The organism is Limnohabitans parvus II-B4, from assembly GCF_003063455.1.
In the GTDB taxonomy this organism is placed as follows: domain Bacteria; phylum Pseudomonadota; class Gammaproteobacteria; order Burkholderiales; family Burkholderiaceae_C; genus Limnohabitans_A; species Limnohabitans_A parvus.
On the sequence record NZ_NESN01000002.1, the window covers coordinates 213,076 to 235,335 of the forward strand.

A 22,260-nucleotide genomic window follows, 5' to 3' on the forward strand; every position below is an offset into this window, starting at 1 on the left:
GTGTATTGCGCGAGTTTTAGACTCGCACAACGGGCTTGGCGGCTGGCCTCTACCAGCTTTGGCGGACGATTGCGCATTGCACGCAACCCGAACCAAGGGTCTTCTGCAGTCGGGTCAGAAAACACTGGAAAGAAGACTGAATGGAGTCTGCTTTTCGGTGTGCTCTTCAAGCACCAAAGGCTGGAGGCCCTTTCGGGCACTCCAGCCTTGGAACAAAACCGAATTACTTGAGTTCGGCCTTGGCGCCGGCTTCTTCCAGCTTTTTCTTAGCGGCTTCAGCATCAGCTTTTGGCAGGCCTTCTTTGACCGCCTTAGGAGCGCCGTCCACCAGGTCTTTGGCTTCTTTCAAGCCCAAGCCTGTGATTTCGCGCACAGCTTTAATCACGGACACTTTGTTGGCGCCGGCCTCGAGCAACATGACGTTGAAGTCTGTTTTCTCTTCAGCAGCAGCACCACCAGCAGCAGCGCCGCCAGCAGCAGGAGCAGCCATAGCGGCAGCGCTCACACCAAATTTCTCTTCGATGGCTTTCACCAGTTCGTTGAGTTCCATGACCGTCATGCTGTCCAGCGCGGTCAAAAATGCGTCTTTATCGAATGCCATTTTTATTTCCTAACAATTGGTTAAAACACGAACGCTGGCCTTAAGCGGCAACAGCTTCGCCTTCGCCTTTTTTGGCCGCCAAAGCACCCAACACCACTGCGGTGCGGGACATAGGCGACATCAACAAGCCACACAACTGGGCCAACAGCACTTCTTTCGAAGGGATGCTTGCCAATTGCTTAACGCCGTTCACGTCCAAAGCTTTACCTGCAAATGCGCCTGCGCGGATGACCAACTTGTCGTTGGTTTTCGCGAAGTCGGCCACCACCTTAGCGGCAGCCACTGCATCTTCAGAGAAGCCATAGATCAGCGGACCGGTCATCTGGTCGGCGACAACTTCAAACTGCGTACCTGTCACAGCACGGCGAGCCAAGGTGTTTTTCAACACCGTCAGCGAAACGCCGAGGCTGCGAGCTTTGACGCGCAGGTTGGTCATGTCAGCGACCGTGATACCACGGTATTCCGCCATCACAAGCGTTTGAGCTTTAGCGGCGAGGTCGGTCACTTCGGAAATGACCGCTTCTTTCTCACTGCGATTCAGACTCAAGGTCTACTCCTTTATATGTGCTTTTCGGGTCTCCCCTGAAGCACGCCTATTTGCAGCGACCAACTGTTCAGGATCTTCATCCATCTGCAGCGGGATCGCCATCTGCGTTGGCCCAAACCTTCAAGTGAACTTGTCGGTCTGTTGATTAAGCACAACCCTGTGTGCACCAACGGTCTTGGATGGCCTGCCGTCCTCTTGCAAGGACTGCAGCCCACCACATTGAGCAAGCTTGACAGCCCACTCAAATTTTTATCGCAATCAAGCTGCGATGGATTGTGTGTCGACGCGAACGCCCACACCCATGGTCGAGGACACGGCCACTTTGCGCAGGTAAACACCCTTGCTGGTGGCGGGCTTGGCTTTCACCAAAGCTTCGATCAAGGCAGCCAAGTTGCCTTGCAACTTGTCATTTTCGAAAGAACGGCGACCAATGGTGCCGTGCACGATACCGGCCTTGTCAACACGGAACTGGACTTGACCAGCCTTGGCGTTGCGCACAGCGGTAGCAACGTCAGGAGTGACGGTGCCGACTTTGGGGTTAGGCATCAGGCCGCGTGGGCCCAGGATTTGACCCAAAGTACCCACAACGCGCATGGCGTCAGGGGCGGCGATGACCACATCGAAAGGCATATCGCCAGCTTTCACGCGGGCAGCCAAGTCGTCCATGCCGACCACGTCAGCACCAGCGGCTTTGGCTTCTTCGGCCTTGGCGCCTTGAGCGAACACAGCAACGCGCGCAGTTTTGCCCGTGCCGTTAGGCAACACGACAGCACCACGAACCACTTGATCAGACTTCTTGGCATCGATACCGAGTTGCACAGCCACATCGATGGACTCATCGAACTTGGCATTGGCGCAATCTTTCACGATCACCAAGGCATCGGCCAAGGGGTACAGTTTGTTGCTGTCCACTTTACCGACAAAGGCTTTTTGCTTTTTAGTGAGTTTGGACATTTACACGCCCTCCACATTCACGCCCATGGAGCGGGCAGTACCAGCGATGGTACGAACGGCTGCATCCATATCGGCGGCAGTCAGATCTTTCATCTTGGTCTTGGCGATTTCTTCCAGCTGAGCGCGAGTGATCTTGCCCACTTTTTCCAGACCAGGCTTGGTCGAAGCCTTGTCAATCTTGATGGACTTCTTGATCAAGGTCGCTGCAGGTGGCGTCTTGATGATGAAGGTGAACGACTTGTCTGCAAACGCAGTGATCACCACTGGCAATGGCAGACCGGGCTCAACGCCTTGGGTCTGGGCGTTGAACGCCTTGCAGAATTCCATGATGTTCAAACCACGTTGACCCAGTGCAGGACCAATAGGTGGTGATGGATTGGCTTTACCAGCTGGCACTTGCAGCTTGATGAAGCCGACGATTTTTTTCGCCATGCTTTTCTCCTTTCGGGTACCAACGCTCAAGACACTTTGATCTTGTGCTCCCCGGGGTTAACGACTCTGAGATATTGCTTGGCACCGAGTCGGTAAGCGCCAAACAGAAAAGGGAAACAGGTCAGGTCTTTTCGACTTGGCCAAACTCCAACTCAACAGGTGTCGCGCGACCGAAAATGGTGACTGAGACACGCATCTTGTTGCGCTCGTAATTGACTTCTTCAACGGTCCCGTTGAAGTCAGTGAATGGACCTTCTTTGACGCGGATGTATTCGCCCACTTCAAACTCGACCTTGTGGCGAGGCTTGTCGGTACCTTCTTGCATCTGGCTCACGATTTTCTGAACATCTGCTTCAGAAATAGGCGCCGGACGATTTTTGGCGCCGCCCACGAAGCCCGTGACCTTGTTGGTGTGTTTCACCAAATGCCAAGTTTCGTCGTCCATCACCATCTCCACCAGCACATAACCGGGGAAGAATTTGCGTTCAGTGGTCCGCTTTTGTCCGTTCTTGACTTCTACAACCTCTTCGGTTGGAACCAAAATACGGCCGAACTTGGACTCCATGCCCGAACGCGCAATGCGTTCAATGATGTTGCGCTCAACCGCCTTCTCCATGCCCGAATAGGCATGAACCACATACCATTTCAGGTCTGGGTTGGTCGAGGAGCCCGCCATTGGGGCGTTGACTACTGCATCGTTCATTATTTTTTCCACCCAAGAATCAGATCGTAGAAAACCCATTCCAGAGTTTTGTCGGTGAGCCACAAGAACAGTGCCATCACCACCACAAAGGCGAACACATAAGCCGTGATCTGCATGGCCTCTTTTCGCTCGGGCCAGACCACCTTCTTGACTTCGCGCACAGCATCGCGGCCAAAAGCAATCAATTGACGACCCGACTCAGAGGTCAGGAACACCACCGTCGCAGCCATCAGGCCAGCCAACAGACCCGCCCACTGCACCAAACTGCCTTGACCGGCCAGCAGGTAATAAGCCACCAATGCAGCAATGACCAGTGCAGCAGCCAATGCCAGACGCATCTTGTCACCAGCAGCACTCACGGTTTGAACTTCGGACGTTGCCATACGGCTTGAAACCTTTGTTGAGCCCTCTTTCAAGAAGACTCTTATCAGACAAGGAAGCCCGCTAGAGACTAGCGGGCTTGAAAATCCACCTTTTCAGGTGGCAGGGGCAGTAGGAATCGAACCTACAACCTTCGGTTTTGGAGACCGACGCTCTGCCAATTGAGCTATACCCCTACAAAAACCTCTTAAGCGATGATCTTGGCAACCACGCCAGCGCCAACCGTGCGGCCACCTTCGCGGATGGCGAAACGCAAGCCTTCTTCCATCGCGATGGGGTTGATCAACTTCACAGTGATCGACACGTTGTCACCAGGCATCACCATCTCTTTGCCTTCTGGCAATTCGATCGCGCCAGTCACGTCAGTCGTACGGAAGTAGAACTGAGGACGGTAGTTGTTGAAGAAAGGCGTGTGACGGCCACCTTCGTCTTTGGACAAGACATAGATCTCGCCCGTGAAGTGGGTGTGCGGCTTGATCGAGCCTGGCTTGCACAGCACTTGGCCGCGCTCGACGTCTTCGCGCTTGGTGCCGCGCAACAAGATACCGACGTTGTCGCCAGCTTGACCTTGGTCCAGCAGCTTGCGGAACATCTCAACGCCTGTGCAAGTGGTCTTGACAGTGTCTTTGATACCCACGATTTCGATTTCTTCGCCGACTTTGACGATACCGCGCTCGATACGGCCAGTCACCACAGTGCCGCGGCCAGAGATGGAGAACACGTCTTCCACAGGCATCAGGAAAGCACCGTCCACTGCGCGGTCAGGCGTAGGGATGTAAGTGTCCAGAGCTTCAGCCAACTTGAAAATGGCTTGCTCGCCCAAAGGACCCTTGTCGCCTTCCAAAGCCAACTTGGCGGAACCCTGGATGATGGGGGTGTCGTCGCCTGGGAAGTCATACTTGGACAACAATTCGCGCACTTCCATCTCGACAAGCTCCAACAACTCAGCGTCGTCGACCATGTCGCACTTGTTCAGGAACACGATGATGTAAGGCACGCCCACTTGGCGAGCCAACAAGATGTGCTCGCGGGTCTGAGGCATAGGGCCGTCAGCAGCGGAGCAAACCAAAATAGCGCCGTCCATCTGGGCAGCACCGGTGATCATGTTCTTCACATAGTCAGCGTGGCCGGGGCAGTCCACGTGAGCGTAGTGACGGTTTTCTGTTTCGTACTCAACGTGAGCGGTGTTGATCGTGATACCACGAGCCTTCTCTTCGGGGGCCGCGTCGATCTGGTCGTACGCTTTGGCAGCACCGCCGAACTTGGCAGCCAACACAGTGGTGATGGCAGCAGTCAGTGTGGTTTTGCCGTGGTCAACGTGACCGATGGTGCCCACGTTCACGTGGGGTTTGGTCCGTTCGAATTTCTCTTTTGCCATATCTTCGACTCCGAAAAGTAGTGGTCAACAAAACAACCAAGACAGAGGGCGCCCAACTCTCGTTGCGCGCCCCAAAACTGGTGCCCTTGGCGGGAATCGGACCCGCGACCTCTCCCTTACCAAGGGAGTGCTCTACCACTGAGCCACAAGGGCAAAATCTTCTTGCAAACTCAACCGAATGACTGGAGCGGGAAACGGGAATCGAACCCGTGTCATTAGCTTGGAAGGCTAAGGTTCTACCATTAAACTACTCCCGCACTGATTGCGCCGCACGAGTGGATGCGACGCCAATGCTTGGAAACCATTTCCAATTGCTCAAATCAACCGGCATAAGCCAGTTTGCTGGTGGAGGAGACTGGATTCGAACCAGTGTAGGCGTAAGCCAACAGATTTACAGTCTGCCCCCTTTAGCCACTCGGGCACCCCTCCAGAAGCGAGTCTTAGATTATGCCATCTTTTTATGACGCACCGCAAATTTACGCACAAGTTTTTCACCATTCAACTGGTTTTTCTCCAATTCGTACCCAGAACTCGTTGGCTTGTGCAAAATGCCCGCACCCCAAAAATGGCACTGGCGGTCGCATCGCAGACAAAGGTGAGGGGTGATTGGCCTGCAAAATCAAATGGCGTTCCGAGCCACCGACGGCCTCAATCAACTGTTTTTTGCCCTGCGCATGGGCACCCCACAGCATGAACACCACAGGGCGCGGGCTTTTCGCCACCGCCACAACCAGTTCATCGGTCAAGGTCTCCCAACCCCAACGCGCATGACTGGCCGGCTGCCCCGCCTCCACCGTCAAACAAGTGTTCAGCAGAAGCACCCCCTGCTCGGCCCAACGCACCAATGAGCCCTGGGTCGGGACAGGCATGTGCAGACTTTGCTGCAACTCTTTGAAGATGTTGCGCAAACTCGGCGGCAGACGCACCCCTGGCGCGACAGAAAAGGCCAAGCCTTCGGCTTGACCAGGCCCATGATACGGGTCTTGCCCCAGTATCACTGCACGCACTTGACTCAGTGGCGTCAAGGTGAGCGCCCTGAACGGCGCTGCGGGGTACATGGTTTTCCCGGTCTTCAGCGCATCCGTTAAACGCACAGACAAAGATTGCCCAGCACAAGAGGCCAGAAAATTCTGCACCAAGGGTGCCCAGCCCTCGTCCAGATCATGCAAATCAGGCGGCCATTGCTGCAAACAGTCGGCATCCATGGCGGCATCGCCAAAGCCCAAGGTTTGCTGAGCCGCAGTGCTGGACATCAGGCAAAGAGTTTCGCCAGCGCCTCACCCGGCTCGGCTGCGCGCATGAAAGCCTCACCGACCAGAAAAGCGTTGACATGGGCTTCGCGCATGCGCTTGACATCGTCGGCGGACAAAATACCGCTCTCGGTCACCAGCAAACGGTCGGCTGGCACCGCCGGGAGCATGTCCAATGTGGTCCGCAAAGACACTTCAAATGTTTTGAGGTTGCGGTTGTTGATGCCCACCAGACGGGTTTTCAAGTTCAGCGCACGGTCCAATTCGGCCCGGTCGTGCACCTCCACCAGCACCGCCATGTCCAGACTGCGGGCCACCGCTTCCATCTCGACCATTTGCGCATCGTCCAGACACGCGGCAATCAGCAAAATGGCATCAGCGCCCATCGCTCGCGCTTCGTAGACCTGATAGACATCGATCATGAAATCCTTGCGCAACACGGGCAAGTCGCAACTGGCGCGGGCTTGCTTCAGAAAATCCACACTGCCCTGGAAAAACTGTTTGTCCGTCAAGACGGACAAACAAGCGGCACCGTGCTCGGCATAGCTTTGTGCGATGTCAGCCGGAATGAACTCTTGCCGCAGGACACCTTTGGAGGGGCTGGCTTTCTTGATTTCAGCGATCACAGCAGCCTGCCCTGCTGCGATTTTGTTGCGCAAAGCGCCTTCAAAGTCGCGCGTCAGCACACGGCTTTCGGCATCAGCACGAACCATTGCCAAAGATTTCTTGGCCAAGGCTGCAGCGACTTCTTCGCGTTTGACTGCGACGATTTTGTCGAGGATGTCACTCATGGTTTTTTTCCTGTCCGGGCTCAGTGGCGCCGTTTTTCAAAATTTGAACAAAAATGCGGTGCATCACCAGCCCGACCACCACAAACAAGGCCGAAACGCCCACAGCGATCCAGACCCCTTCGTCATGCCACATGGCTCAAACAGCCGACTGGCCAAAGGCCACGAACTGCGCCAGTTTGGCTTTGGCCGCGCCGGATTCGATGGCAACACGAGCGCGCTCCAGGCCATCGGCGATGCTGCTGGCCACATTGGCCGCGTACAAGGCAGCCGCCGCATTGATCATGACGATGTCCCGCGCCGCGCCAGGCTGATTGTCCAGCACGCCGCGCAACATGGCCATGGACTGCTCCGGTGTGTCCACTTTCAAAGCCCGGTTGCTGGACATGGTCAAACCAAAATCTTCTGGGTGAATTTCGTATTCGGTGATCTGACCATTTTTCAATTCACCGACCAACGTGGCGGCACCCAGACTGATTTCATCCATGCCGTCCCGACCATAAACCACCACCGCGTGTTCAGCGCCCAAGCGCTGCAAGGCACGCACCTGGATACCCACCAGATCCGAGTGGAACACCCCCATCAGGATGTTGGGGGCACTGGCAGGGTTGGTCAACGGCCCCAGGATGTTGAAGATGGTGCGCACGCCCAACTCTTTGCGCACAGGGGCCACGTTCTTCATGGCCGGGTGGTGGTTCGGCGCAAACATGAAGCCAATGCCCACCTCTTCAATAGAGCGCGCAATCTGCTCAGGCTTGAGGTTGATGTTGCCCCCGAGTGCCTCGACCACGTCGGCACTGCCTGATTTGCTGCTGACACTGCGCCCGCCATGCTTGGCGGTTTTGGCGCCGGCAGCAGCCGCCACAAACATGGCGCAGGTTGAGATATTGAAGGTGTGAGCACCATCACCACCCGTGCCCACAATGTCCACCAGATGCTTGGGGTCCGCCACGTGGACTTTGGTCGAAAACTCCCGCATGACCTGCGCTGCGGCGGTGATCTCGCCAATGGTTTCCTTCTTCACGCGCAGGCCGGTGATCAGCGCCGCTGTCATGACCGGCGAGAGCTCACCATTCATGATCATGCGCATGATCTTGAGCATCTCGTCATGAAAAATTTCGCGATGCTCGATGGTGCGTTGCAACGCTTCCTGAGGGGTGATGGGCATGGGGTTTCCTTGCTGTAAATCGAAGAGGTTGAAGGCGTCAATGCACGGGGGCATCCGTGAAGGCCAGCTTGAGACCGAAGCCCACAAACATACAGCCCGCCAATCGGTCCAGATTTTGCAGGCCGCGCTGGAGCAGGCGGGTACGTTGAGACAACCATGCGGCTGCCAGCGCCCAAGCCATGCAAATCAGCAAGCCATTGAAATTGAACAAGCACCCAAGCCACACAAAGGTCCAGGCAGGATCGGGCGTGTTGGCCGGAATGAATTGCGGCATGAAGGCCAGAAAAAACAGCGCCACTTTGGGGTTCACGGCATTGGTGGCAAACGCCTTGACGAAGACCGAAGGCAAACCGGGGGCTTCGGCCAGCTTGTCGCTCACACCGCGGGCCGACAAGGCACTGCCGACGTCCCACACCACACCTGCTTTGGCCGTGGTCCACAACAAGCGTAAACCGATCCACATCAGGTAAGCCGCCCCCAACCACTTGATCGCATTGAACGCTGCGGCAGAAGTGGCCAGCAAAGCGCCCACACCCAAGGCTGCAGCACACACATGCACAAAACACCCGGCGGTGATGCCCCATGCGGCCACCACGCCTGCACGAGCACCACCACGCAAAGACTGGCTGACGATGAAAAGCACGTCCGGCCCTGGGGTGAGGTTGAGCAGCACGCCCGCCGCCATGAACATCCAAAGTTGCTGAGCGTCCGGCATGGGTGGAACGACTCAGTACACGCCCGAACGCGTGAGGCCTTGCACCGCATCAGGCGATTGCGTTTGCATGAACTGGCGAATGCAGGCCAGCGCATGGTCAATGCCTGCGGCGTCCACATTCAGATGCGTGACAAAGCGCAAGCCAATCAGCCCCGTGGCCAGAACACCCTGATCTTTCAACGCCTCCAGCAGCGCTGGCCCCCGTCCATCGGCCACGTCTACAAACACGATGTTGGTCTGCGCTGAGCGCACGCTCAGACCAGCGATGCCCTGCAGGCCTTGCGACAGGCGTTGGGCCAAAGCATGGTCATCGGCCAGCCGCTCCACATGGTGGTCCAGCGCATGCAAAGCCGCTGCAGCCAACACGCCGGACTGGCGCAAGCCGCCACCCAAAACCTTGCGCCAGCGCAGCGCCTTGGCGATCAGTTCACGCGAGCCACACAAGGCAGAGCCCACCGGGGCGCCCAAACCTTTGCTGAAACACACGGACACGCTGTCAAAGTGGTCCACGATACGGCGAACGCTGGCCGTGACCGGCTCGCCTTCGGCTTGCGCCACGGCCGCGTTGAACAAGCGGGCACCATCCAGATGTGTGGCCAAGCCATGTCGCCTGGCCAGCCCGGTGGCTTGCGCCAAGTAGTCTTGTGACATGACGTGACCATTCCAGGTGTTTTCCAGCGCCAGCAGGCGGGTCCGCGCAAAGTGGCAATCGATGGGCTTGATGGCCGCCGTGATGTCGGCGAGCGCCATTTCACCTTGCGCGTTTTGCGCGAGCGGCTGCGGCTGAATGCTGCCCAGCACCGCAGCGCCGCCGCCTTCGTAACGGTAGGTGTGCGCGTTTTGGCCCACGATGTATTCGTCGCCGCGTTCGCAATGCGCCATCAGAGCGCACAAGTTGCTCTGCGTGCCCGAGGGCATGAACAAAGCCGCCTCTTTGCCGGTGATCTGGGCGATGCGTTCTTGCAAGGCATTGACCGCAGGGTCGTCGCCAAACACATCGTCACCCAAAGGGGCGTTCATCATGGCCTCACGCATCGCCGCCGTGGGCTGCGTGACGGTGTCGCTGCGCAAATCGATCATGGCCGCTCCAGAAAATTCTTGAGCATGGCGTGGCCGTGCTCGGTGAGGATGGATTCAGGGTGGAACTGAACACCTTCGATGTCGAGCTCGGTGTGGCGCACACCCATGATTTCGCCATCTTCGGTCCACGCGGTCACCTTCAGGCACGGAGGACAGCTGGCCCGCTCAATCGCCAGCGAGTGGTAACGGTTGACGGTGAACTGCTGCGGCAAGCCTGCAAAAACGCCTTCTTGCGTGGTGGTGATGACACTGGTTTTGCCGTGCATCAGCTCTTGCGCCCGAACGATCTTGCCGCCAAATGCCGCACCAATGCTTTGGTGCCCCAGGCACACCCCCAAAATCGGCAACTGGCCCGCGAAGTGCCGAATAGCCGCCACCGAAATACCGGCCTCAGCAGGCGAACAGGGGCCCGGTGAAATCACCAGGCGATCCGGTTGGCGCGCGGCAATGCCTTCGAGGGTGATTTCATCGTTGCGAAACACGTCGACGTCAGCGCCCAGTTCTCCAAAGTACTGAACGATGTTGAAGGTGAACGAGTCGTAGTTGTCGACCATCAGGAGTTTGATTTTTTTAGCCATGATCACTCCAACCCTTCTTCCACCAACTCACTCGCACGCAACAAGGCGCGGGCCTTGTGCTCGGTTTCGCGCCATTCCATCTCGGGCACCGAATCGGCCACCACACCGGCTGCCGCCTGCACATACAGGGTCTGGTCTTTGATGACGGCGGTGCGAATCGCAATGGCCACGTCCATGTCACCTGCATAGCTGATGTAGCCGCAAGCGCCCCCGTAAATGCCGCGTTTGACGGGTTCGAACTGGTCGATCAGCTCCATCGCATGGACCTTGGGGGCACCCGTCAGCGTGCCTGCCGGGAAAGTGGCCTTGAGCACATCCATGTTGGTCATTCCATCGTTCAGCACGCCCTCGACGTTGCTCACGATGTGCATCACATGGCTGTAGCGCTCGACCACAAACGCCTCGGTCACTTTGACGGAACCAATCTGGGCGATGCGCCCAATGTCGTTGCGGGCCAGGTCGATCAGCATCACATGCTCGGCCCGCTCTTTCGGGTCGTTGATCAGCTCTTGCTCGGCAGCCTTGTCTTTTTCGGGCGTCGCGCCCCGTGGGCGTGTGCCCGCCAAGGGACGGATGATGACTTTCGCGCCCTCTTCGGTTTGCTCTTGACGCACCAAAATCTCAGGGCTGGCCCCCACCACATGGAAGTCGCCAAAGTTGTAAAAATACATGTACGGGCTGGGGTTGAGCGAACGCAAGGCACGGTACAAGGACAGCGGGCTCTCGGTGTAGCGCTTTTTGATGCGTTGTCCGATCTGCACCTGCATGAAGTCGCCCCCGGCGATGAGCTCTTTGGCCTTTTCCACGGCAGCGATGTAATCGGCCTTGGCAAAGTCACGCTCGGCCGGGTAAGACTGGGTGGGTTTGACCACCGGCGCGCTGACCGAGTACTTGAGCTGCTCTTTCAGGTCACGCAAGCGTTTTTTTGCGCCCACATAGGCCTCGGGCGTGGCCGGGTCGGCATAAACAATCAGGTAGAGCTTGCCCGACAAGTTATCGATGACGGCCAGTTCTTCGCATTGCAGCAACAAGATGTCGGGCGTGCCCAAGGTGTCGGGCGGGCAGGATTTTTCGAGTTTTTTCTCGATATAACGGACGGCGTCGTAACCAAAATAGCCTGCCAAGCCGCCACAAAAACGTGGCAAACCGGGGCGCAAGGCCACCTTGAAACGCTTTTGGTACGCCTCAATGAAGTCCAGCGGGTTGCCCGTGGCGGTTTCGGTGACCACACCATCGCGCACCACTTCGGTCTTGGCATCGGCACCAAAGCCGCTGGCGCGCAGCAGGGTGCGGGCAGGCAAGCCAATGAAGCTGTAGCGCCCAAAGCGCTCACCGCCCACCACCGATTCGAGCAAAAAGCTGTATTTGCCGTTGTCCTTGGTGTGGGCCAGCTTCAGATAAAGCGACAGAGGGGTTTCCAGGTCCGCAAAGGCTTCCAGCATGAGCGGAATGCGGTTGTAGCCTTGACTGGCCAGGCTTTTGAATTCAAGTTCGGTGATCACGGGCAAGAGCCTCCAAAGCGCTCAGCGACCTCTGGCGAGGTGCTTTTCATTCATCCAGTTGCCCAGCCGATGCCGGGCGCGGGTGGCGGGCAAGGCCGCACGGTCGAAAGTGTCAGGCTGGCTGACGCCAGGGCCAAGCTCCCCGGCCTTCCGCTGGGGAATGGCTCGGCAGGCTGGCTGCGCAGGAGTGGCTTTGGATGATGAACATGATGCCCAAGTGTAGCAAAGCTGGCGGGCGGTTTTACAACCACCCGCATCGCACTCATTGCACGGCTGCGCGCAGGCAATCGGGCAACTGGGCCAGAGAATCCAGCCAAGCGGCTGCGGGGGTGTCTTGTATGCGTTGCCCGTGGTTGTAGCCATAAGTCACCAACACCACGGGGCACCCTGCGGCATGGGCAGCTTGTGCGTCGTTGCTGGAATCACCCACCACCAAGGTTCTACCTGCTGCCGTGCCCAAGGCCTCGCAGGTTTTAAGGATGGGCAAGGGATCGGGCTTTTTGAGCTCAAAGCTGTCACCGCCAAAGACGTGTGCAAAGAAATGGTCTAACGATTTTTCTTTCAGCAAGGCCTCAGCAAACGACAAGGGCTTGTTGGTCAGACACGCCATGGGCAAGCCCTGCTGTGCAAATGCCTGCAAAGCGGACAGCACACCTGGGTACACATCGGCAAACTGGCCATTGATCTGGAGGTAATGGTGCTGATACCGCTGCCAGGCCCTATCAAACAAGGCATCTACCGACAATGCAGGACAGGCCTGCCCCACGCCCTTGACCTCGGGCCGGGTTATCTGGTGGGCCAGCAGGGTACGGATCAGGTGCTCCGAGCCTTTGCCAATGGTCTGTTCGATCAGGGCGTTGGAGACCGGGGGCAAGTCCAGATCGGCCATGGTGCGGTGCAAGGCCACTTGGAAATCTCCCAAGGTGTGAACCATGGTGCCGTCCAGATCAAAAATGACCGCTTCAATCTGCGTCAGATCATGGGCGAAGACGGTCATGCTCAGCCCAAAGCCAGGCGCATCTGGTCGACCACCCCTTTGTAATCGGATTTGCCAAAAATGGCGCTGCCTGCGACAAACGTGTCCGCGCCTGCGTCGGCCACGCGGCGGATGTTGTCGACTTTGATGCCGCCGTCCACTTCCAGGCGAATGTCGCGACCACTTGCATCAATGAGTTTGCGCGCTTGTTCAATCTTGCGCAGGGCTGAATCAATGAAGCTTTGCCCCCCAAAGCCAGGGTTGACGCTCATGATGAGGATCAAATCGATTTCGTCGAGGGTCCACTCCAGCACATCCAGCGGCTCGGCTGGGTTGAACACCAAGCCTGCTTTTACGCCCTTGCTTTTGATGGCCTGGATGCTGCGGTGCACATGGCCGCTGGCATCAGGATGAAAGCTGATCAGGTCGGCCCCCGCCTCGGCAAAAGACGCCGCCAACGCATCCACGGGTGAAATCATCAAATGCACATCGATCGGGACCGCCACCCCTGCCGCCGTTTTCGCATGCGGCTTGAGGGCTTGGCAAATCATCGGGCCAAATGTGAGGTTGGGCACGTAATGGTTGTCCATCACGTCAAAATGAATCCAATCAGCTCCCGCGTCGATGACGCTTTTGACTTCTTCGCCCAAGCGTGCAAAGTCAGCAGAGAGGATAGAAGGGGCAATTCTGTAGGTCGTCGTCATGCCTGAATTGTCGCAGTTAACATGCGCAAATGTCTTCTTACAACGTTCAAATTGATGTGCAGCCCGAATACGTGGCTGACCAGAGCAATCCGCTTCAACAAGTTTTTGCTTTTGCGTATACCGTCACCGTGACCAACACCGGTACGGTCGCGGCGCAACTGATTTCAAGGCATTGGGTCATTCAGGACGAAAGCGGCCACACCCATGAGGTCAAAGGTTTGGGGGTTGTGGGTCAGCAACCCCTGCTGCGTCCGGGCGAGTCTTTTCAATACACCAGTGGCTGTCGCTTGCAGGCGCCCAGCGGCACCATGCACGGCAGCTACTTCTTTGTCGCCGAAGATGGGCATCGTTTTGATGCCCCTATCTCCACTTTGGTGCTCGAATCTTCTGGCTCAGGCCTGACAGGTCGAACTCTTCATTGATACCGCCTTGCGGTTAAGCTCTTGGTCATGGGTGAATTTGACCTGATTGAACGTTTTTTCAAGCGCCCGCCTCTTAGAGCGGATGTGGGCATTGGGGATGACTGCGCGGTGTGGTCACCTCGTGCCGGTCATCAATTGGCTTTCTCTGCCGACATGCTCGTCGAAGGTCGGCACTTTTTATCGACTGTTGAGCCAGCTCGGCTAGGCCACAAAGCGCTGGCTGTGAATTTGAGCGATCTGGCCGCTTGCGGCGCCACGCCTCAAGCCTTCTTGTTGTCTTTGTCCTTGCCCCGGGCGGACGAAAGCTGGCTGTCTGGTTTTTCGCAAGGCCTGTTTCAATTGGCCGATGCGCATGGCTGCGAGCTGATCGGCGGCGACACCACACAAGGCCCCTTGAACATTGCGATCACGGTGATGGGAGAGCTCCCACAAGGGCAATCCATTTTGCGTAGCGGTGCCCAAGCGGGCGATGACTTGTACGTGAGCGGTCATTTGGGTGATGCACGCTTGGCACTGGAAGCTTTTCGCGGCGCAATCAGCTTGCCGCAAGCGGTATTCGATGCAGCACGTCTGCGCATGGAGATGCCCTCCCCCCGCGTGGCTCTGGGCATTGCCCTGCGCGGTATTGCACACGCCATGGCCGACATCAGCGATGGTTTGCTTGGCGATCTGGGGCACATCCTCAAAGCCAGCCATGTGGGTGCCGAAATTGAACTGCCTTCCACATCGGCCCTTATGCAAACCACGCACCACTGGTCATGCCCCCCTGACTTGGCGCAGACCTGTGTACTGTCTGGAGGCGACGACTACGAACTCGTCTTCTGCGCACCTCCATTGGCATCTGCCAGCGTCCATGCTGCGGCACAAGCCTCGGGTACGCGCGTCACACGGATTGGTCGCATCACCGCGGAACCGGCACTGGTTCTTCTGGACGCCCAAGGGCAAGTTGTGCATTCGCGGTTCCGCTCTTTTGATCACTTTGCATGACGATGCCCCATTCTTCTTTCGACTCAGGTGCCGTCAATCGCCCTATCAAGCCGACGGCCGCGTTCATGCTGGCGCACCCTGCCCACACCATCGCCCTGGGTCTGGGCTCGGGTCTAGCGCCTAAGGCACCCGGAACGGTTGGCAGTCTGTGGGGGTGGCTCTCTTGGCTTGTCGTTCAAAACTACCTCTCTTTGCCTCAGCAAGCCTTGCTGATAACCACAGCATTCTTTGCCGGTTGGTGGGCATGTACAGTCACCGCACGCCACATGCGCATCAGCGACCCAGGTGCCATCGTGGTGGACGAGATCATTGCCATGTGGCTGATTTTGTATTTGGTCATGCCGACAAACTTCTGGGGCCAATTGACTGCCTTTGCTTTGTTTCGATTTTTCGATGCAGCCAAACCCGGCCCAGTTGCTTGGGCAGACCAACTGTTCAAGGGCTTTGGCTGGCGCGGTGGTTTTGGCATCATTTTTGATGACCTCGTGGCTGCTTTTTGCACACTGTGTGTGATGGCATTGTGGCGGTGGTTCTGATGTCTGATTCGCCTGCCCAATTGGCGGAACGCTTCAGCACTCTGAAATGGCAAATGGCCACCGCAGAAAGCTGCACAGGCGGTCTAATTTCGGCTAGCTGCACGGACTTGGCGGGCTCCAGTGCCTGGTTTGACCGTGGATTTGTCACCTACTCCAATGACGCCAAGATTCAAATGCTGGGCGTGCCCGCGGAGTTGATTGCAGCACAGGGAGCGGTCAGTGAAGCCGTCGCTCAGGCCATGGCCATCGGTGCGATTTACAGGTCCAAAGCGCAAGTGTCTGTTGCGGTCACAGGCGTTGCAGGCCCGAGCGGTGGTAGCCCTGAAAAGCCCGTGGGCACCGTTTGGTTCGGCTGGTGCATCAACGGAACCATCACAACCGAGCTCAAGCACTTTGAAGGCAGCCGCGAGCAAGTCAGGCAAGCGACCGTGGCACACGCGCTGGAAGGGCTACTCATCCGTCTGCCTCTTGTGAGTTGAACGAGGAAGCCAGAAACGAAAAAACCCTCCGAAGAGGGTTTTTTGATATTCAACCGAAGTTGAAATTTGGTTGCGGGGGCCGGATTTGAACCAACGACCTTTGGGTTATGAGCCCAACGAGCTACCAGACTGCTCCACCCCGCGGTATCTTTGAATTATACCTTACTCTGCTGCTTGTTCGGCAGAAGAATCAGCACGATCAACCAATTCAACCAATGCCATTGGTGCATTGTCACCCACGCGGTAACCCATTTTCAGGATACGTGTGTAACCACCAGGACGCTTGGCGAAACGAGGCCCCAGATCGGCAAACAATTTGACGACGCTGTCACGGTCACGCAGGCGATTGAATGCCAAACGCTTGTTGGACAAGCTGTCTTCTTTGGCCAAAGTGATCATCGGCTCAATGACACGACGCAGCTCTTTGGCTTTAGGGAGTGTGGTTTTGATGACTTCGTGCTCAATGAGCGAGTTCATCATGTTACGCAGCATGGCGAGGCGGTGCTCGCTGGTGCGGTTGAGTTTGCGGAGGCCGTGTCCGTGACGCATGGTGCTTACCTTTCTTTATTAAACAGGCAGCCGTATCAGGTACTGCCCGTGCACACCCCGGGTATTCCGGGAACTTTGTATTATCGCTTTTCCAGACCAGCTGGTGGCCAAGCTTCGAGCTTCATGCCCAAAGTCAAACCGCGGGAAGCCAAGACTTCCTTGATTTCGTTGAGTGACTTGCGACCCAGGTTAGGGGTCTTGAGCAACTCATTCTCGGTACGCTGGATGAGGTCACCGATGTAGTAAATGTTTTCTGCTTTGAGGCAGTTGGCCGAACGAACCGTGAGTTCGAGCTCATCCACGGGACGCAACAGGATCGGATCGAAACTGCCTGCACCACCGCGCTGAGCTGGTTCATTGAACGCAGACAATTCGCTGCCTTCAAGCTGTGCGAAGACAGCCAATTGCTCAACCAAGATCTTGGCCGAAGAACGCACAGCATCTTCAGCGGTGATGGCACCGTTGGTTTCGATTTCAATGACCAGCTTGTCCAAATCGGTACGTTGCTCAACACGAGCGCTTTCAACGGTGTAGCTCACGCGCTTTACCGGTGAAAAAGACGCATCCAGAACAATGCGGCCCAAGGCTTTGGTTGGCTCGTCAGCAAAGCGACGCATGCTGCCGGGCACATAGCCACGACCTTTTTCGACCTTGATCTGCATGTCCAGTTTGCCGCCGTGCGACAAATTGGCAATGACGTGTTCAGGGTTGATGATTTCAACATCGTGAGGTGTCTGGATGTCAGCGGCAGTCACGGCACCTTCACCGTCTTTGCGCAAACTCAGTGTCACTTCGTCACGGTTGTGCAGTTTGAAAACCACACCTTTGAGGTTCAAAAGGATGTTGACCACATCTTCTTGGACACCATCGATAGATGAATACTCATGCACGACACCGGCAATCGTGACTTCAGTGGCGGAGTAACCGACCATAGAAGACAACAAAACACGACGCAGCGCGTTACCGAGTGTGTGACCATAGCCACGCTCGAAAGGCTCCAACGTGACTTTTGCACGGTTGGCGGCCAATTGCTCGACTTGGATGGCTTTGGGTTTCAACAGATTGGTTTGCATTCAGACTTCCTCTCAATACCCCCGGTCCGTTACACCGGTAAGGCTGATGAAGCACCCGGTGCCGCTTAGAAAGACAGCCCGGGAACGATTGAAACGACTCAGAATTAACGCGAGTACAGTTCGACGATCAAGGATTCGTTGATGTCTGCAGCGAATTCATCACGATCAGGAACCTTCTTGAAGGTGCCTTCTGCCTTGTCGGCGTTGACTTCGACCCAAGCAGGCATACCCACTTGCAAAGCCAATTGCAAAGCTTCAACCACACGGTTTTGCTTTTTAGACTTTTCACGAACAGCGACCACGTCACCAGCCTTGACCAGGTACGAAGGGATGTTCACGGATTGGCCGTTCACCGTAATGGCTTTGTGTGACACCATCTGACGTGCTTCAGCGCGAGTAGAGCCAAAGCCCATGCGGTAAACCACGTTGTCCAGACGGCACTCGAGCAAGCCCAACAAGTTGGAACCTGTGTTGCCTTTGCGGCGATCGGCTTCAGCAAAATAGCGGCGGAACTGCTTCTCCAACACGCCGTACATGCGCTTGACTTTTTGCTTTTCGCGCAATTGCAGACCGTAGTCCGAAGTGCGTTGACCCGAAGTGCGGCCGTGCTGGCCAGGCTTGGTGTCAAATTTAGACTTGTCCGCGATGGAGCGACGTGCGCTCTTCAGGAACAAATCAGTGCCTTCACGGCGAGAAAGTTTGGCCTTGGGGCCGAGGTAACGTGCCACTTGAAATCCTTTTATGCATCTGCCGCATCAAAAATGCGGGAGCCAGGCGATGCAAGCATGGCCTGGCGGTGGGCTTGGTTGGTAATTAGATACGACGGCGCTTTTGAGGGCGGCAGCCGTTGTGCGGAACGGGTGTCACATCAGCGATGGATGTAATGCGGATACCCAATGCACCCAGGGCACGAACCGAAGACTCGCGACCAGGACCGGGGCCCTTGATTTCGACGTCCAGGTTTTTGATGCCTTGTTCTTGTGCTGCACGACCAGCGACTTCGGAGGCAACCTGTGCGGCGAAAGGTGTCGATTTACGCGAACCTTTGAAGCCTTGGCCACCCGATGAAGCCCACGACAAGGCATTGCCTTGACGATCGGTGATCGTGATGATGGTGTTGTTGAAAGAAGCGTGAACGTGTGCAATGCCGTCAGCAATGTTCTTGCGGACTTTTTTACGAACGCGTTGCGATGCGCTGCTTGATTGTGCTTTAGCCATAGTGGTCTCTCAATCCTGCTTATTTCTTCAGAGCCGCTGCACCTTTGCGCGGACCCTTACGAGTACGTGCATTGGTACGTGTACGCTGGCCGCGCATTGGCAAACCGCGACGGTGACGGAAACCACGATAGCAACCAATGTCCATCAAACGCTTGATGTTCATGGTAGTTTCGCGACGCAGATCACCTTCGATGGTGAAAGCTGCGATTTGATCGCGAATTTTCTCGAGATCAGCGTCCGTCAGATCTTTGATCTTTTTGGAATAAGCGATGCCAGAGGCCTCGCAAATTTGTCGAGCGCGGGTGCGACCAATACCGAAGATGGCGGTCAAGCCAATCTCAGCATGTTTGTGCGGCGGAATGTTGATGCCAGCGATACGTGCCATTTTCGTCCTCTAAAACTAATTCAATCAGCCTTGACGCTGCTTGTGACGTGGATCTGTGCAAATCACACGAACAACGCCTTTACGGCGAATGATTTTGCAGTTGCGGCAAATTTTTTTCACCGAAGCCGAAACTCTCATGGTTTTCTCCTAAAACTCATCGTTACCCGGACTTTTTCAGACCAGGTGAAATTTGTGGCCCCACACCAAAGCACGGGGATTCTTTACCGAAACAATCTGGTTGAAATCAGGCTTTACTGCCCCGCCTTTCAACACACCATCACAACAGACAACTTCTCAGACCTTTGTTGCTGCAAGATTAAAGTCTTGCGAAACGATCAGGACTTGAAACTGGCTTTCTTTAGAAGCGAGTCGTACTGTTGTGACATCAAATAATTTTGTACTTGCGCCATGAAATCCATGGTCACGACCACAATGATGAGCAACGATGTGCCACCAAAGTAAAACGGAACATTATATTTCAGAATCAAGAACTCAGGCAGCAAACAAACAAACGTGATGTATGCAGCACCAGCCATTGTCAAACGCAGCAAGATCTTGTCGATGTATCGAGCAGTCTGATCACCTGGGCGAATGCCGGGAATGAACGCGCCACTCTTCTTGAGGTTATCTGCTGTTTCACGGCTGTTGAAAACCAACGCTGTGTAGAAAAAGCAGAAAAACACAATGGCTGCTGCATACAACATGACATAGATCGGTTGACCTGGTGTCAAGCTGCTTGAAACATCCTTGAAGAAACGGACAACCACGCTGTCTGTTTCACCAGAACTGAACCAATTGATCACTGTCGCCGGCAACAAAATGATCGATGAAGCAAAAATGGGAGGAATCACACCGGCCATGTTCAACTTCAATGGCAAGTGCGAAGACTGGCCACCATAAACTTTGTTACCTACCTGACGGCGTGCATAGTTGACCAATATCTTGCGCTGGCCGCGTTCAACGAACACCACAAAATAAGTCACCAGAACAACCACAGCAATGATCAGAATTGACACCAGTGGATTCATGGCACCTGTGCGCACGAGCTCAAACAGCCCACCCAATGCACTTGGCAAACCTGCAGCAATACCTGCAAAAATCAGGATCGAAATACCATTCCCGAGGCCACGCTCTGTAATTTGTTCGCCCAACCACATCAGGAACATCGTTCCAGCAGTCAAACTAACCACCGCAGTCATACGGAAACCGAATCCAGGATTGATCACCAAGCCTGCAGAAGCTTCCAACGCTACAGCAATACCCAAAGACTGAAACACCGCCAAGCCCAATGCGCCAAAACGCGTGTATTGGGTAATTTTGCGACGCCCTGCCTCGCCTTCTTTCTTCATTTGCTCAAAAGCAGGAAGAACGTACGTCAGCAATTGCATCACGATGGATGCAGAGATGTAAGGCATGATGCCCAAGGCGAACACGGTAAACCGCGACAAAGCACCACCCGAGAACATGTTGAACAAGCTCAGGATGCCGCCTTGTTGTCCGTTGAACAACTGCTTCAGTTGCGCAGGATCAATACCCGGGACAGGAATGTGCGCGCCAGCACGGTAAACGACCAGCGCGAGCAGCAAGAAGACCAGCCGACGACGGAGGTCGCCGAACTTGCCTGCTTTGGCTGTCTGATTAGCGCTGGTTGCCACGATGCTTCTCGACTTTTGTCAACATTCAGGCGACGGAGCCACCGGCAGCTTCAATCGCTGCTTTGGCACCTGCTGTCGCACCAATACCTGTCAATTTGACAGCTTTTGCGAGCTCACCAGACTTGATCACTTTGACCACTTTGGCCATTTGCGACACCAGACCAGCTTGCTTCAAAGTCAACACATCGACTTCAGCCAAGTCCAAACGGGCCAGGGTAGTCAAAGTGATTTCTGCGTTGTACTTGAGCAAATGCGACTTGAAGCCACGCTTGGGCAGACGGCGCTGCAAAGGCATTTGACCGCCTTCGAAGCCCACCTTGTGGTAGCCGCCCGAACGGGATTTTTGACCTTTGTGACCACGGCCTGCGGTTTTACCCAGACCCGAACCGATACCACGGCCTACGCGGCGAGGTGCGTGCTTGGAGCCTTCTGCGGGCTTGATGCTATTGAGTTCCATCATCGGCCTCTTAGAGAACTTTGACCAGATAGCTGATCTTGTTGATCATGCCGCGCACTGCGGGTGTGTCCTGCAGCTCACTCACGGAGTTGAGCTTGCGCAGACCCAAGCCACGAACAGTGGCGCGGTGCGAAACTTTGGTGCCAATCGGGCTGCGAACCAGTTGGACTTTCACGGTTGATTGTGTCGTCATGTTCGTTCTCCGGTTCAGCCGAACAGCTCTTCAACAGACTTGCCACGCTTGGCAGCCACGTTGGAAGCTGTCGTGCAATTGGACAAAGCGTCCAAAGTGGCACGAACCATGTTGTAAGGGTTGGACGAACCATGGCTCTTGGCCACGATGTCGGTGATACCCACCACTTCGAACACAGCACGCATAGGACCACCAGCGATAATGCCGGTACCCTTCGGCGCTGGAGCCATCATGACGCGGGCTGCGCCGTGATGACCGTGCACAGCATGGTGAATCGTGCCATTTTTGAGGTGGACTTTGGCCAGGTTGCGACGGGCTTCTTCCATCGCTTTTTGCACAGCTGCAGGCACTTCTTTTGACTTGCCTTTGCCCATGCCCACTTTGCCATCGCCATCACCCACCACGGTCAATGCGGCGAAACCCAAGATACGGCCACCCTTGACCACTTTGGTCACGCGGTTGACCGCGATCATCTTTTCGCGCAGACCGTCTTCAGGACCGTCGCTCTGCGGTTTTGCTGTAAATTTAGCCATTTGTAATTCCGATCCG

At 55.9% G+C, this 22,260-nt stretch carries 31 protein-coding genes and 5 tRNA genes; 4 read left to right on the forward strand and 32 right to left on the reverse strand.

Annotated features, from left to right (window positions below):
- Nucleotides 1-223 precede the first annotated feature (223 nt).
- The 21 genes from rplL to rpe all read right to left on the reverse strand — a co-directional run bounded on the left by rplL (nucleotide 224) and on the right by rpe (nucleotide 13,757).
- Nucleotides 224-601, reverse strand: coding sequence for a 50S ribosomal protein L7/L12 (gene rplL, locus B9Z37_RS05575; RefSeq protein WP_108312058.1), 378 nt, complete (start codon nucleotides 599-601; stop codon nucleotides 224-226).
- 40 nt (nucleotides 602-641) lie between these two features.
- Nucleotides 642-1,148: a 50S ribosomal protein L10 gene (gene rplJ, locus B9Z37_RS05580; RefSeq protein WP_108312059.1), complete on the reverse strand. Its 507-nt coding sequence runs from the start codon at nucleotides 1,146-1,148 to the stop codon at nucleotides 642-644.
- 258 nt (nucleotides 1,149-1,406) lie between these two features.
- Nucleotides 1,407-2,102: a 50S ribosomal protein L1 gene (gene rplA, locus B9Z37_RS05585; RefSeq protein WP_089951855.1), complete on the reverse strand. Its 696-nt coding sequence runs from the start codon at nucleotides 2,100-2,102 to the stop codon at nucleotides 1,407-1,409.
- Nucleotides 2,103-2,534, reverse strand: a complete 432-nt coding sequence (gene rplK / locus B9Z37_RS05590; protein ID WP_019430860.1) for a 50S ribosomal protein L11 — start codon at nucleotides 2,532-2,534, stop codon at nucleotides 2,103-2,105. It abuts the gene before it with no gap.
- Between the two features lie 121 nt (nucleotides 2,535-2,655).
- Nucleotides 2,656-3,237: a transcription termination/antitermination protein NusG gene (gene nusG, locus B9Z37_RS05595; protein ID WP_108285878.1), complete on the reverse strand. Its 582-nt coding sequence runs from the start codon at nucleotides 3,235-3,237 to the stop codon at nucleotides 2,656-2,658.
- Complete coding sequence (secE, locus tag B9Z37_RS05600; RefSeq protein ID WP_108312060.1) at nucleotides 3,237-3,620, reverse strand: preprotein translocase subunit SecE; 384 nt, start codon at nucleotides 3,618-3,620, stop codon at nucleotides 3,237-3,239. The genes nusG and secE overlap by 1 nt, the downstream gene beginning before the upstream one ends.
- A 98-nt stretch (nucleotides 3,621-3,718) precedes the next feature.
- Nucleotides 3,719-3,794: transfer RNA gene (locus B9Z37_RS05605), tRNA-Trp, on the reverse strand.
- An 11-nt stretch (nucleotides 3,795-3,805) separates the two neighbouring features.
- The gene (gene tuf / locus B9Z37_RS05610) at nucleotides 3,806-4,996 is read right to left on the reverse strand and encodes an elongation factor Tu (RefSeq protein WP_108312061.1); all 1,191 of its coding nucleotides are present in this window, start codon (nucleotides 4,994-4,996) and stop codon (nucleotides 3,806-3,808) included.
- Nucleotides 4,997-5,074: 78 nt separating this feature from the next.
- Nucleotides 5,075-5,149 (reverse strand) — tRNA-Thr (locus B9Z37_RS05615).
- A gap of 30 nt (nucleotides 5,150-5,179) precedes the next feature.
- A tRNA-Gly gene (locus B9Z37_RS05620) sits at nucleotides 5,180-5,253 on the reverse strand.
- 86 nt (nucleotides 5,254-5,339) lie between these two features.
- Nucleotides 5,340-5,425: transfer RNA gene (locus B9Z37_RS05625), tRNA-Tyr, on the reverse strand.
- Between the two features lie 62 nt (nucleotides 5,426-5,487).
- The gene (locus B9Z37_RS05630; RefSeq protein WP_108312062.1) at nucleotides 5,488-6,249 is read right to left on the reverse strand and encodes a uracil-DNA glycosylase; all 762 of its coding nucleotides are present in this window, start codon (nucleotides 6,247-6,249) and stop codon (nucleotides 5,488-5,490) included.
- Entirely contained in the window at nucleotides 6,249-7,037 is a 789-nt protein-coding gene (trpC, locus tag B9Z37_RS05635; protein ID WP_108312063.1) for an indole-3-glycerol phosphate synthase TrpC, read from the reverse strand. The genes B9Z37_RS05630 and trpC overlap by 1 nt, the downstream gene beginning before the upstream one ends.
- Nucleotides 7,030-7,170, reverse strand: coding sequence for a hypothetical protein (locus B9Z37_RS14450; protein WP_167394331.1), 141 nt, complete (start codon nucleotides 7,168-7,170; stop codon nucleotides 7,030-7,032). Before B9Z37_RS14450 ends, trpC begins: the two co-directional genes overlap by 8 nt.
- 3 nt (nucleotides 7,171-7,173) lie before the next feature.
- Nucleotides 7,174-8,202 carry an anthranilate phosphoribosyltransferase gene (gene trpD / locus B9Z37_RS05640; RefSeq protein ID WP_108312532.1) on the reverse strand — a complete coding sequence of 343 codons (1,029 nt, stop codon included), beginning with the start codon at nucleotides 8,200-8,202 and terminating at the stop codon, nucleotides 7,174-7,176.
- A 37-nt stretch (nucleotides 8,203-8,239) separates the two neighbouring features.
- Nucleotides 8,240-8,917 carry a LysE family translocator gene (locus tag B9Z37_RS05645; RefSeq protein ID WP_108312064.1) on the reverse strand — a complete coding sequence of 226 codons (678 nt, stop codon included), beginning with the start codon at nucleotides 8,915-8,917 and terminating at the stop codon, nucleotides 8,240-8,242.
- A gap of 12 nt (nucleotides 8,918-8,929) precedes the next feature.
- Entirely contained in the window at nucleotides 8,930-9,997 is a 1,068-nt protein-coding gene (gene ltaE, locus B9Z37_RS05650; RefSeq protein WP_108312065.1) for a low-specificity L-threonine aldolase, read from the reverse strand.
- Entirely contained in the window at nucleotides 9,994-10,575 is a 582-nt protein-coding gene (locus B9Z37_RS05655) for an anthranilate synthase component II (protein WP_205872549.1), read from the reverse strand. The genes ltaE and B9Z37_RS05655 overlap by 4 nt, the downstream gene beginning before the upstream one ends.
- 2 nt (nucleotides 10,576-10,577) lie before the next feature.
- Nucleotides 10,578-12,077: an anthranilate synthase component I gene (gene trpE / locus B9Z37_RS05660; RefSeq protein WP_108312067.1), complete on the reverse strand. Its 1,500-nt coding sequence runs from the start codon at nucleotides 12,075-12,077 to the stop codon at nucleotides 10,578-10,580.
- 262 nt (nucleotides 12,078-12,339) lie between these two features.
- On the reverse strand, nucleotides 12,340-13,074 hold the full coding sequence (gene gph, locus B9Z37_RS05665) for a phosphoglycolate phosphatase (RefSeq protein ID WP_108312068.1): 735 nt from the start codon (nucleotides 13,072-13,074) through the stop codon (nucleotides 12,340-12,342).
- Between the two features lie 2 nt (nucleotides 13,075-13,076).
- The gene (gene rpe / locus B9Z37_RS05670; RefSeq protein WP_108312069.1) at nucleotides 13,077-13,757 is read right to left on the reverse strand and encodes a ribulose-phosphate 3-epimerase; all 681 of its coding nucleotides are present in this window, start codon (nucleotides 13,755-13,757) and stop codon (nucleotides 13,077-13,079) included.
- A 29-nt stretch (nucleotides 13,758-13,786) separates the two neighbouring features.
- Here rpe and apaG point away from each other — a divergent pair, with 29 nt between their 5' ends.
- From apaG to B9Z37_RS05690, 4 genes are read left to right on the forward strand one after another with little or no spacing between them, the layout of a single operon-like run.
- Nucleotides 13,787-14,179, forward strand: coding sequence for a Co2+/Mg2+ efflux protein ApaG (gene apaG / locus B9Z37_RS05675; RefSeq protein WP_108312070.1), 393 nt, complete (start codon nucleotides 13,787-13,789; stop codon nucleotides 14,177-14,179).
- A 27-nt stretch (nucleotides 14,180-14,206) separates the two neighbouring features.
- Nucleotides 14,207-15,166: a thiamine-phosphate kinase gene (gene thiL, locus B9Z37_RS05680; RefSeq protein WP_108312071.1), complete on the forward strand. Its 960-nt coding sequence runs from the start codon at nucleotides 14,207-14,209 to the stop codon at nucleotides 15,164-15,166.
- Entirely contained in the window at nucleotides 15,163-15,702 is a 540-nt protein-coding gene (locus B9Z37_RS05685; RefSeq protein WP_407067222.1) for a phosphatidylglycerophosphatase A family protein, read from the forward strand. The genes thiL and B9Z37_RS05685 overlap by 4 nt, the downstream gene beginning before the upstream one ends.
- Nucleotides 15,702-16,181, forward strand: coding sequence for a CinA family protein (locus B9Z37_RS05690; RefSeq protein ID WP_108312533.1), 480 nt, complete (start codon nucleotides 15,702-15,704; stop codon nucleotides 16,179-16,181). The genes B9Z37_RS05685 and B9Z37_RS05690 overlap by 1 nt, the downstream gene beginning before the upstream one ends.
- A gap of 67 nt (nucleotides 16,182-16,248) precedes the next feature.
- On the opposite strand, the gene B9Z37_RS05695 is transcribed toward B9Z37_RS05690, so the two are convergent.
- The 11 genes from B9Z37_RS05695 to rpsE all read right to left on the reverse strand — a co-directional run bounded on the left by B9Z37_RS05695 (nucleotide 16,249) and on the right by rpsE (nucleotide 22,244).
- Nucleotides 16,249-16,325, reverse strand: a tRNA-Met gene (locus B9Z37_RS05695).
- Between the two features lie 18 nt (nucleotides 16,326-16,343).
- The gene (gene rplQ, locus B9Z37_RS05700) at nucleotides 16,344-16,730 is read right to left on the reverse strand and encodes a 50S ribosomal protein L17 (protein ID WP_108312073.1); all 387 of its coding nucleotides are present in this window, start codon (nucleotides 16,728-16,730) and stop codon (nucleotides 16,344-16,346) included.
- An 80-nt stretch (nucleotides 16,731-16,810) separates the two neighbouring features.
- Nucleotides 16,811-17,803 carry a DNA-directed RNA polymerase subunit alpha gene (locus tag B9Z37_RS05705; protein ID WP_108285862.1) on the reverse strand — a complete coding sequence of 331 codons (993 nt, stop codon included), beginning with the start codon at nucleotides 17,801-17,803 and terminating at the stop codon, nucleotides 16,811-16,813.
- A 104-nt stretch (nucleotides 17,804-17,907) separates the two neighbouring features.
- A complete protein-coding gene (gene rpsD / locus B9Z37_RS05710; RefSeq protein WP_100174230.1) occupies nucleotides 17,908-18,531 on the reverse strand; it encodes a 30S ribosomal protein S4 in 624 nt (207 codons plus the stop codon).
- Nucleotides 18,532-18,616: 85 nt separating this feature from the next.
- Nucleotides 18,617-19,021: a 30S ribosomal protein S11 gene (rpsK, locus tag B9Z37_RS05715; protein ID WP_108285861.1), complete on the reverse strand. Its 405-nt coding sequence runs from the start codon at nucleotides 19,019-19,021 to the stop codon at nucleotides 18,617-18,619.
- A gap of 19 nt (nucleotides 19,022-19,040) precedes the next feature.
- On the reverse strand, nucleotides 19,041-19,406 hold the full coding sequence (rpsM, locus tag B9Z37_RS05720) for a 30S ribosomal protein S13 (protein WP_062407210.1): 366 nt from the start codon (nucleotides 19,404-19,406) through the stop codon (nucleotides 19,041-19,043).
- 24 nt (nucleotides 19,407-19,430) lie between these two features.
- Nucleotides 19,431-19,544: a 50S ribosomal protein L36 gene (rpmJ, locus tag B9Z37_RS05725; protein ID WP_011481465.1), complete on the reverse strand. Its 114-nt coding sequence runs from the start codon at nucleotides 19,542-19,544 to the stop codon at nucleotides 19,431-19,433.
- 197 nt (nucleotides 19,545-19,741) lie between these two features.
- The gene (gene secY / locus B9Z37_RS05730; RefSeq protein ID WP_108312074.1) at nucleotides 19,742-21,061 is read right to left on the reverse strand and encodes a preprotein translocase subunit SecY; all 1,320 of its coding nucleotides are present in this window, start codon (nucleotides 21,059-21,061) and stop codon (nucleotides 19,742-19,744) included.
- A 25-nt stretch (nucleotides 21,062-21,086) separates the two neighbouring features.
- Nucleotides 21,087-21,518 (reverse strand): 50S ribosomal protein L15, encoded by a 432-nt coding sequence (gene rplO / locus B9Z37_RS05735; protein ID WP_108312075.1) that lies wholly within the window; start codon nucleotides 21,516-21,518, stop codon nucleotides 21,087-21,089.
- 10 nt (nucleotides 21,519-21,528) lie between these two features.
- Nucleotides 21,529-21,711: a 50S ribosomal protein L30 gene (gene rpmD / locus B9Z37_RS05740; RefSeq protein ID WP_019429275.1), complete on the reverse strand. Its 183-nt coding sequence runs from the start codon at nucleotides 21,709-21,711 to the stop codon at nucleotides 21,529-21,531.
- A gap of 14 nt (nucleotides 21,712-21,725) precedes the next feature.
- Nucleotides 21,726-22,244: a 30S ribosomal protein S5 gene (gene rpsE / locus B9Z37_RS05745; protein ID WP_019429274.1), complete on the reverse strand. Its 519-nt coding sequence runs from the start codon at nucleotides 22,242-22,244 to the stop codon at nucleotides 21,726-21,728.
- Nucleotides 22,245-22,260 lie beyond the last annotated feature (16 nt).

Bases quoted from the DNA above. Each gene is read 5' to 3' on its own strand.
- rpmJ (WP_011481465.1), bottom strand. From the start codon at position 19,544: ATGAGAGTTTCGGCTTCGGTGAAAAAAATTTGCCGCAACTGCAAAATC.
- ltaE (WP_108312065.1), bottom strand. From the start codon at position 9,997: ATGATCGATTTGCGCAGCGACACCGTCACGCAGCCCACGGCGGCGATG.
- rplK (WP_019430860.1), bottom strand. From the start codon at position 2,534: ATGGCGAAAAAAATCGTCGGCTTCATCAAGCTGCAAGTGCCAGCTGGT.
- nusG (WP_108285878.1), bottom strand. From the start codon at position 3,237: ATGAACGATGCAGTAGTCAACGCCCCAATGGCGGGCTCCTCGACCAAC.
- B9Z37_RS05655 (WP_205872549.1), bottom strand. From the start codon at position 10,575: ATGGCTAAAAAAATCAAACTCCTGATGGTCGACAACTACGACTCGTTC.
- tuf (WP_108312061.1), bottom strand. From the start codon at position 4,996: ATGGCAAAAGAGAAATTCGAACGGACCAAACCCCACGTGAACGTGGGC.
- B9Z37_RS05705 (WP_108285862.1), bottom strand. From the start codon at position 17,803: ATGCAAACCAATCTGTTGAAACCCAAAGCCATCCAAGTCGAGCAATTG.
- rpsM (WP_062407210.1), bottom strand. From the start codon at position 19,406: ATGGCACGTATCGCTGGCATCAACATTCCGCCGCACAAACATGCTGAG.
- B9Z37_RS05630 (WP_108312062.1), bottom strand. From the start codon at position 6,249: ATGTCCAGCACTGCGGCTCAGCAAACCTTGGGCTTTGGCGATGCCGCC.
- rpmD (WP_019429275.1), bottom strand. From the start codon at position 21,711: ATGACGACACAATCAACCGTGAAAGTCCAACTGGTTCGCAGCCCGATT.
- rpsK (WP_108285861.1), bottom strand. From the start codon at position 19,021: ATGGCTAAAGCACAATCAAGCAGCGCATCGCAACGCGTTCGTAAAAAA.
- rpe (WP_108312069.1), bottom strand. From the start codon at position 13,757: ATGACGACGACCTACAGAATTGCCCCTTCTATCCTCTCTGCTGACTTT.
- gph (WP_108312068.1), bottom strand. From the start codon at position 13,074: ATGACCGTCTTCGCCCATGATCTGACGCAGATTGAAGCGGTCATTTTT.
- secE (WP_108312060.1), bottom strand. From the start codon at position 3,620: ATGGCAACGTCCGAAGTTCAAACCGTGAGTGCTGCTGGTGACAAGATG.
- trpC (WP_108312063.1), bottom strand. From the start codon at position 7,037: ATGAGTGACATCCTCGACAAAATCGTCGCAGTCAAACGCGAAGAAGTC.
- thiL (WP_108312071.1), top strand. From the start codon at position 14,207: ATGGGTGAATTTGACCTGATTGAACGTTTTTTCAAGCGCCCGCCTCTT.
- B9Z37_RS14450 (WP_167394331.1), bottom strand. From the start codon at position 7,170: ATGTGGCATGACGAAGGGGTCTGGATCGCTGTGGGCGTTTCGGCCTTG.
- B9Z37_RS05690 (WP_108312533.1), top strand. From the start codon at position 15,702: ATGTCTGATTCGCCTGCCCAATTGGCGGAACGCTTCAGCACTCTGAAA.
- rplO (WP_108312075.1), bottom strand. From the start codon at position 21,518: ATGGAACTCAATAGCATCAAGCCCGCAGAAGGCTCCAAGCACGCACCT.
- rplA (WP_089951855.1), bottom strand. From the start codon at position 2,102: ATGTCCAAACTCACTAAAAAGCAAAAAGCCTTTGTCGGTAAAGTGGAC.
- rplQ (WP_108312073.1), bottom strand. From the start codon at position 16,730: ATGCGTCACGGACACGGCCTCCGCAAACTCAACCGCACCAGCGAGCAC.
- rpsE (WP_019429274.1), bottom strand. From the start codon at position 22,244: ATGGCTAAATTTACAGCAAAACCGCAGAGCGACGGTCCTGAAGACGGT.
- apaG (WP_108312070.1), top strand. From the start codon at position 13,787: ATGTCTTCTTACAACGTTCAAATTGATGTGCAGCCCGAATACGTGGCT.
- B9Z37_RS05685 (WP_407067222.1), top strand. From the start codon at position 15,163: ATGACGATGCCCCATTCTTCTTTCGACTCAGGTGCCGTCAATCGCCCT.
- rplL (WP_108312058.1), bottom strand. From the start codon at position 601: ATGGCATTCGATAAAGACGCATTTTTGACCGCGCTGGACAGCATGACG.
- B9Z37_RS05645 (WP_108312064.1), bottom strand. From the start codon at position 8,917: ATGCCGGACGCTCAGCAACTTTGGATGTTCATGGCGGCGGGCGTGCTG.
- trpD (WP_108312532.1), bottom strand. From the start codon at position 8,202: ATGCCCATCACCCCTCAGGAAGCGTTGCAACGCACCATCGAGCATCGC.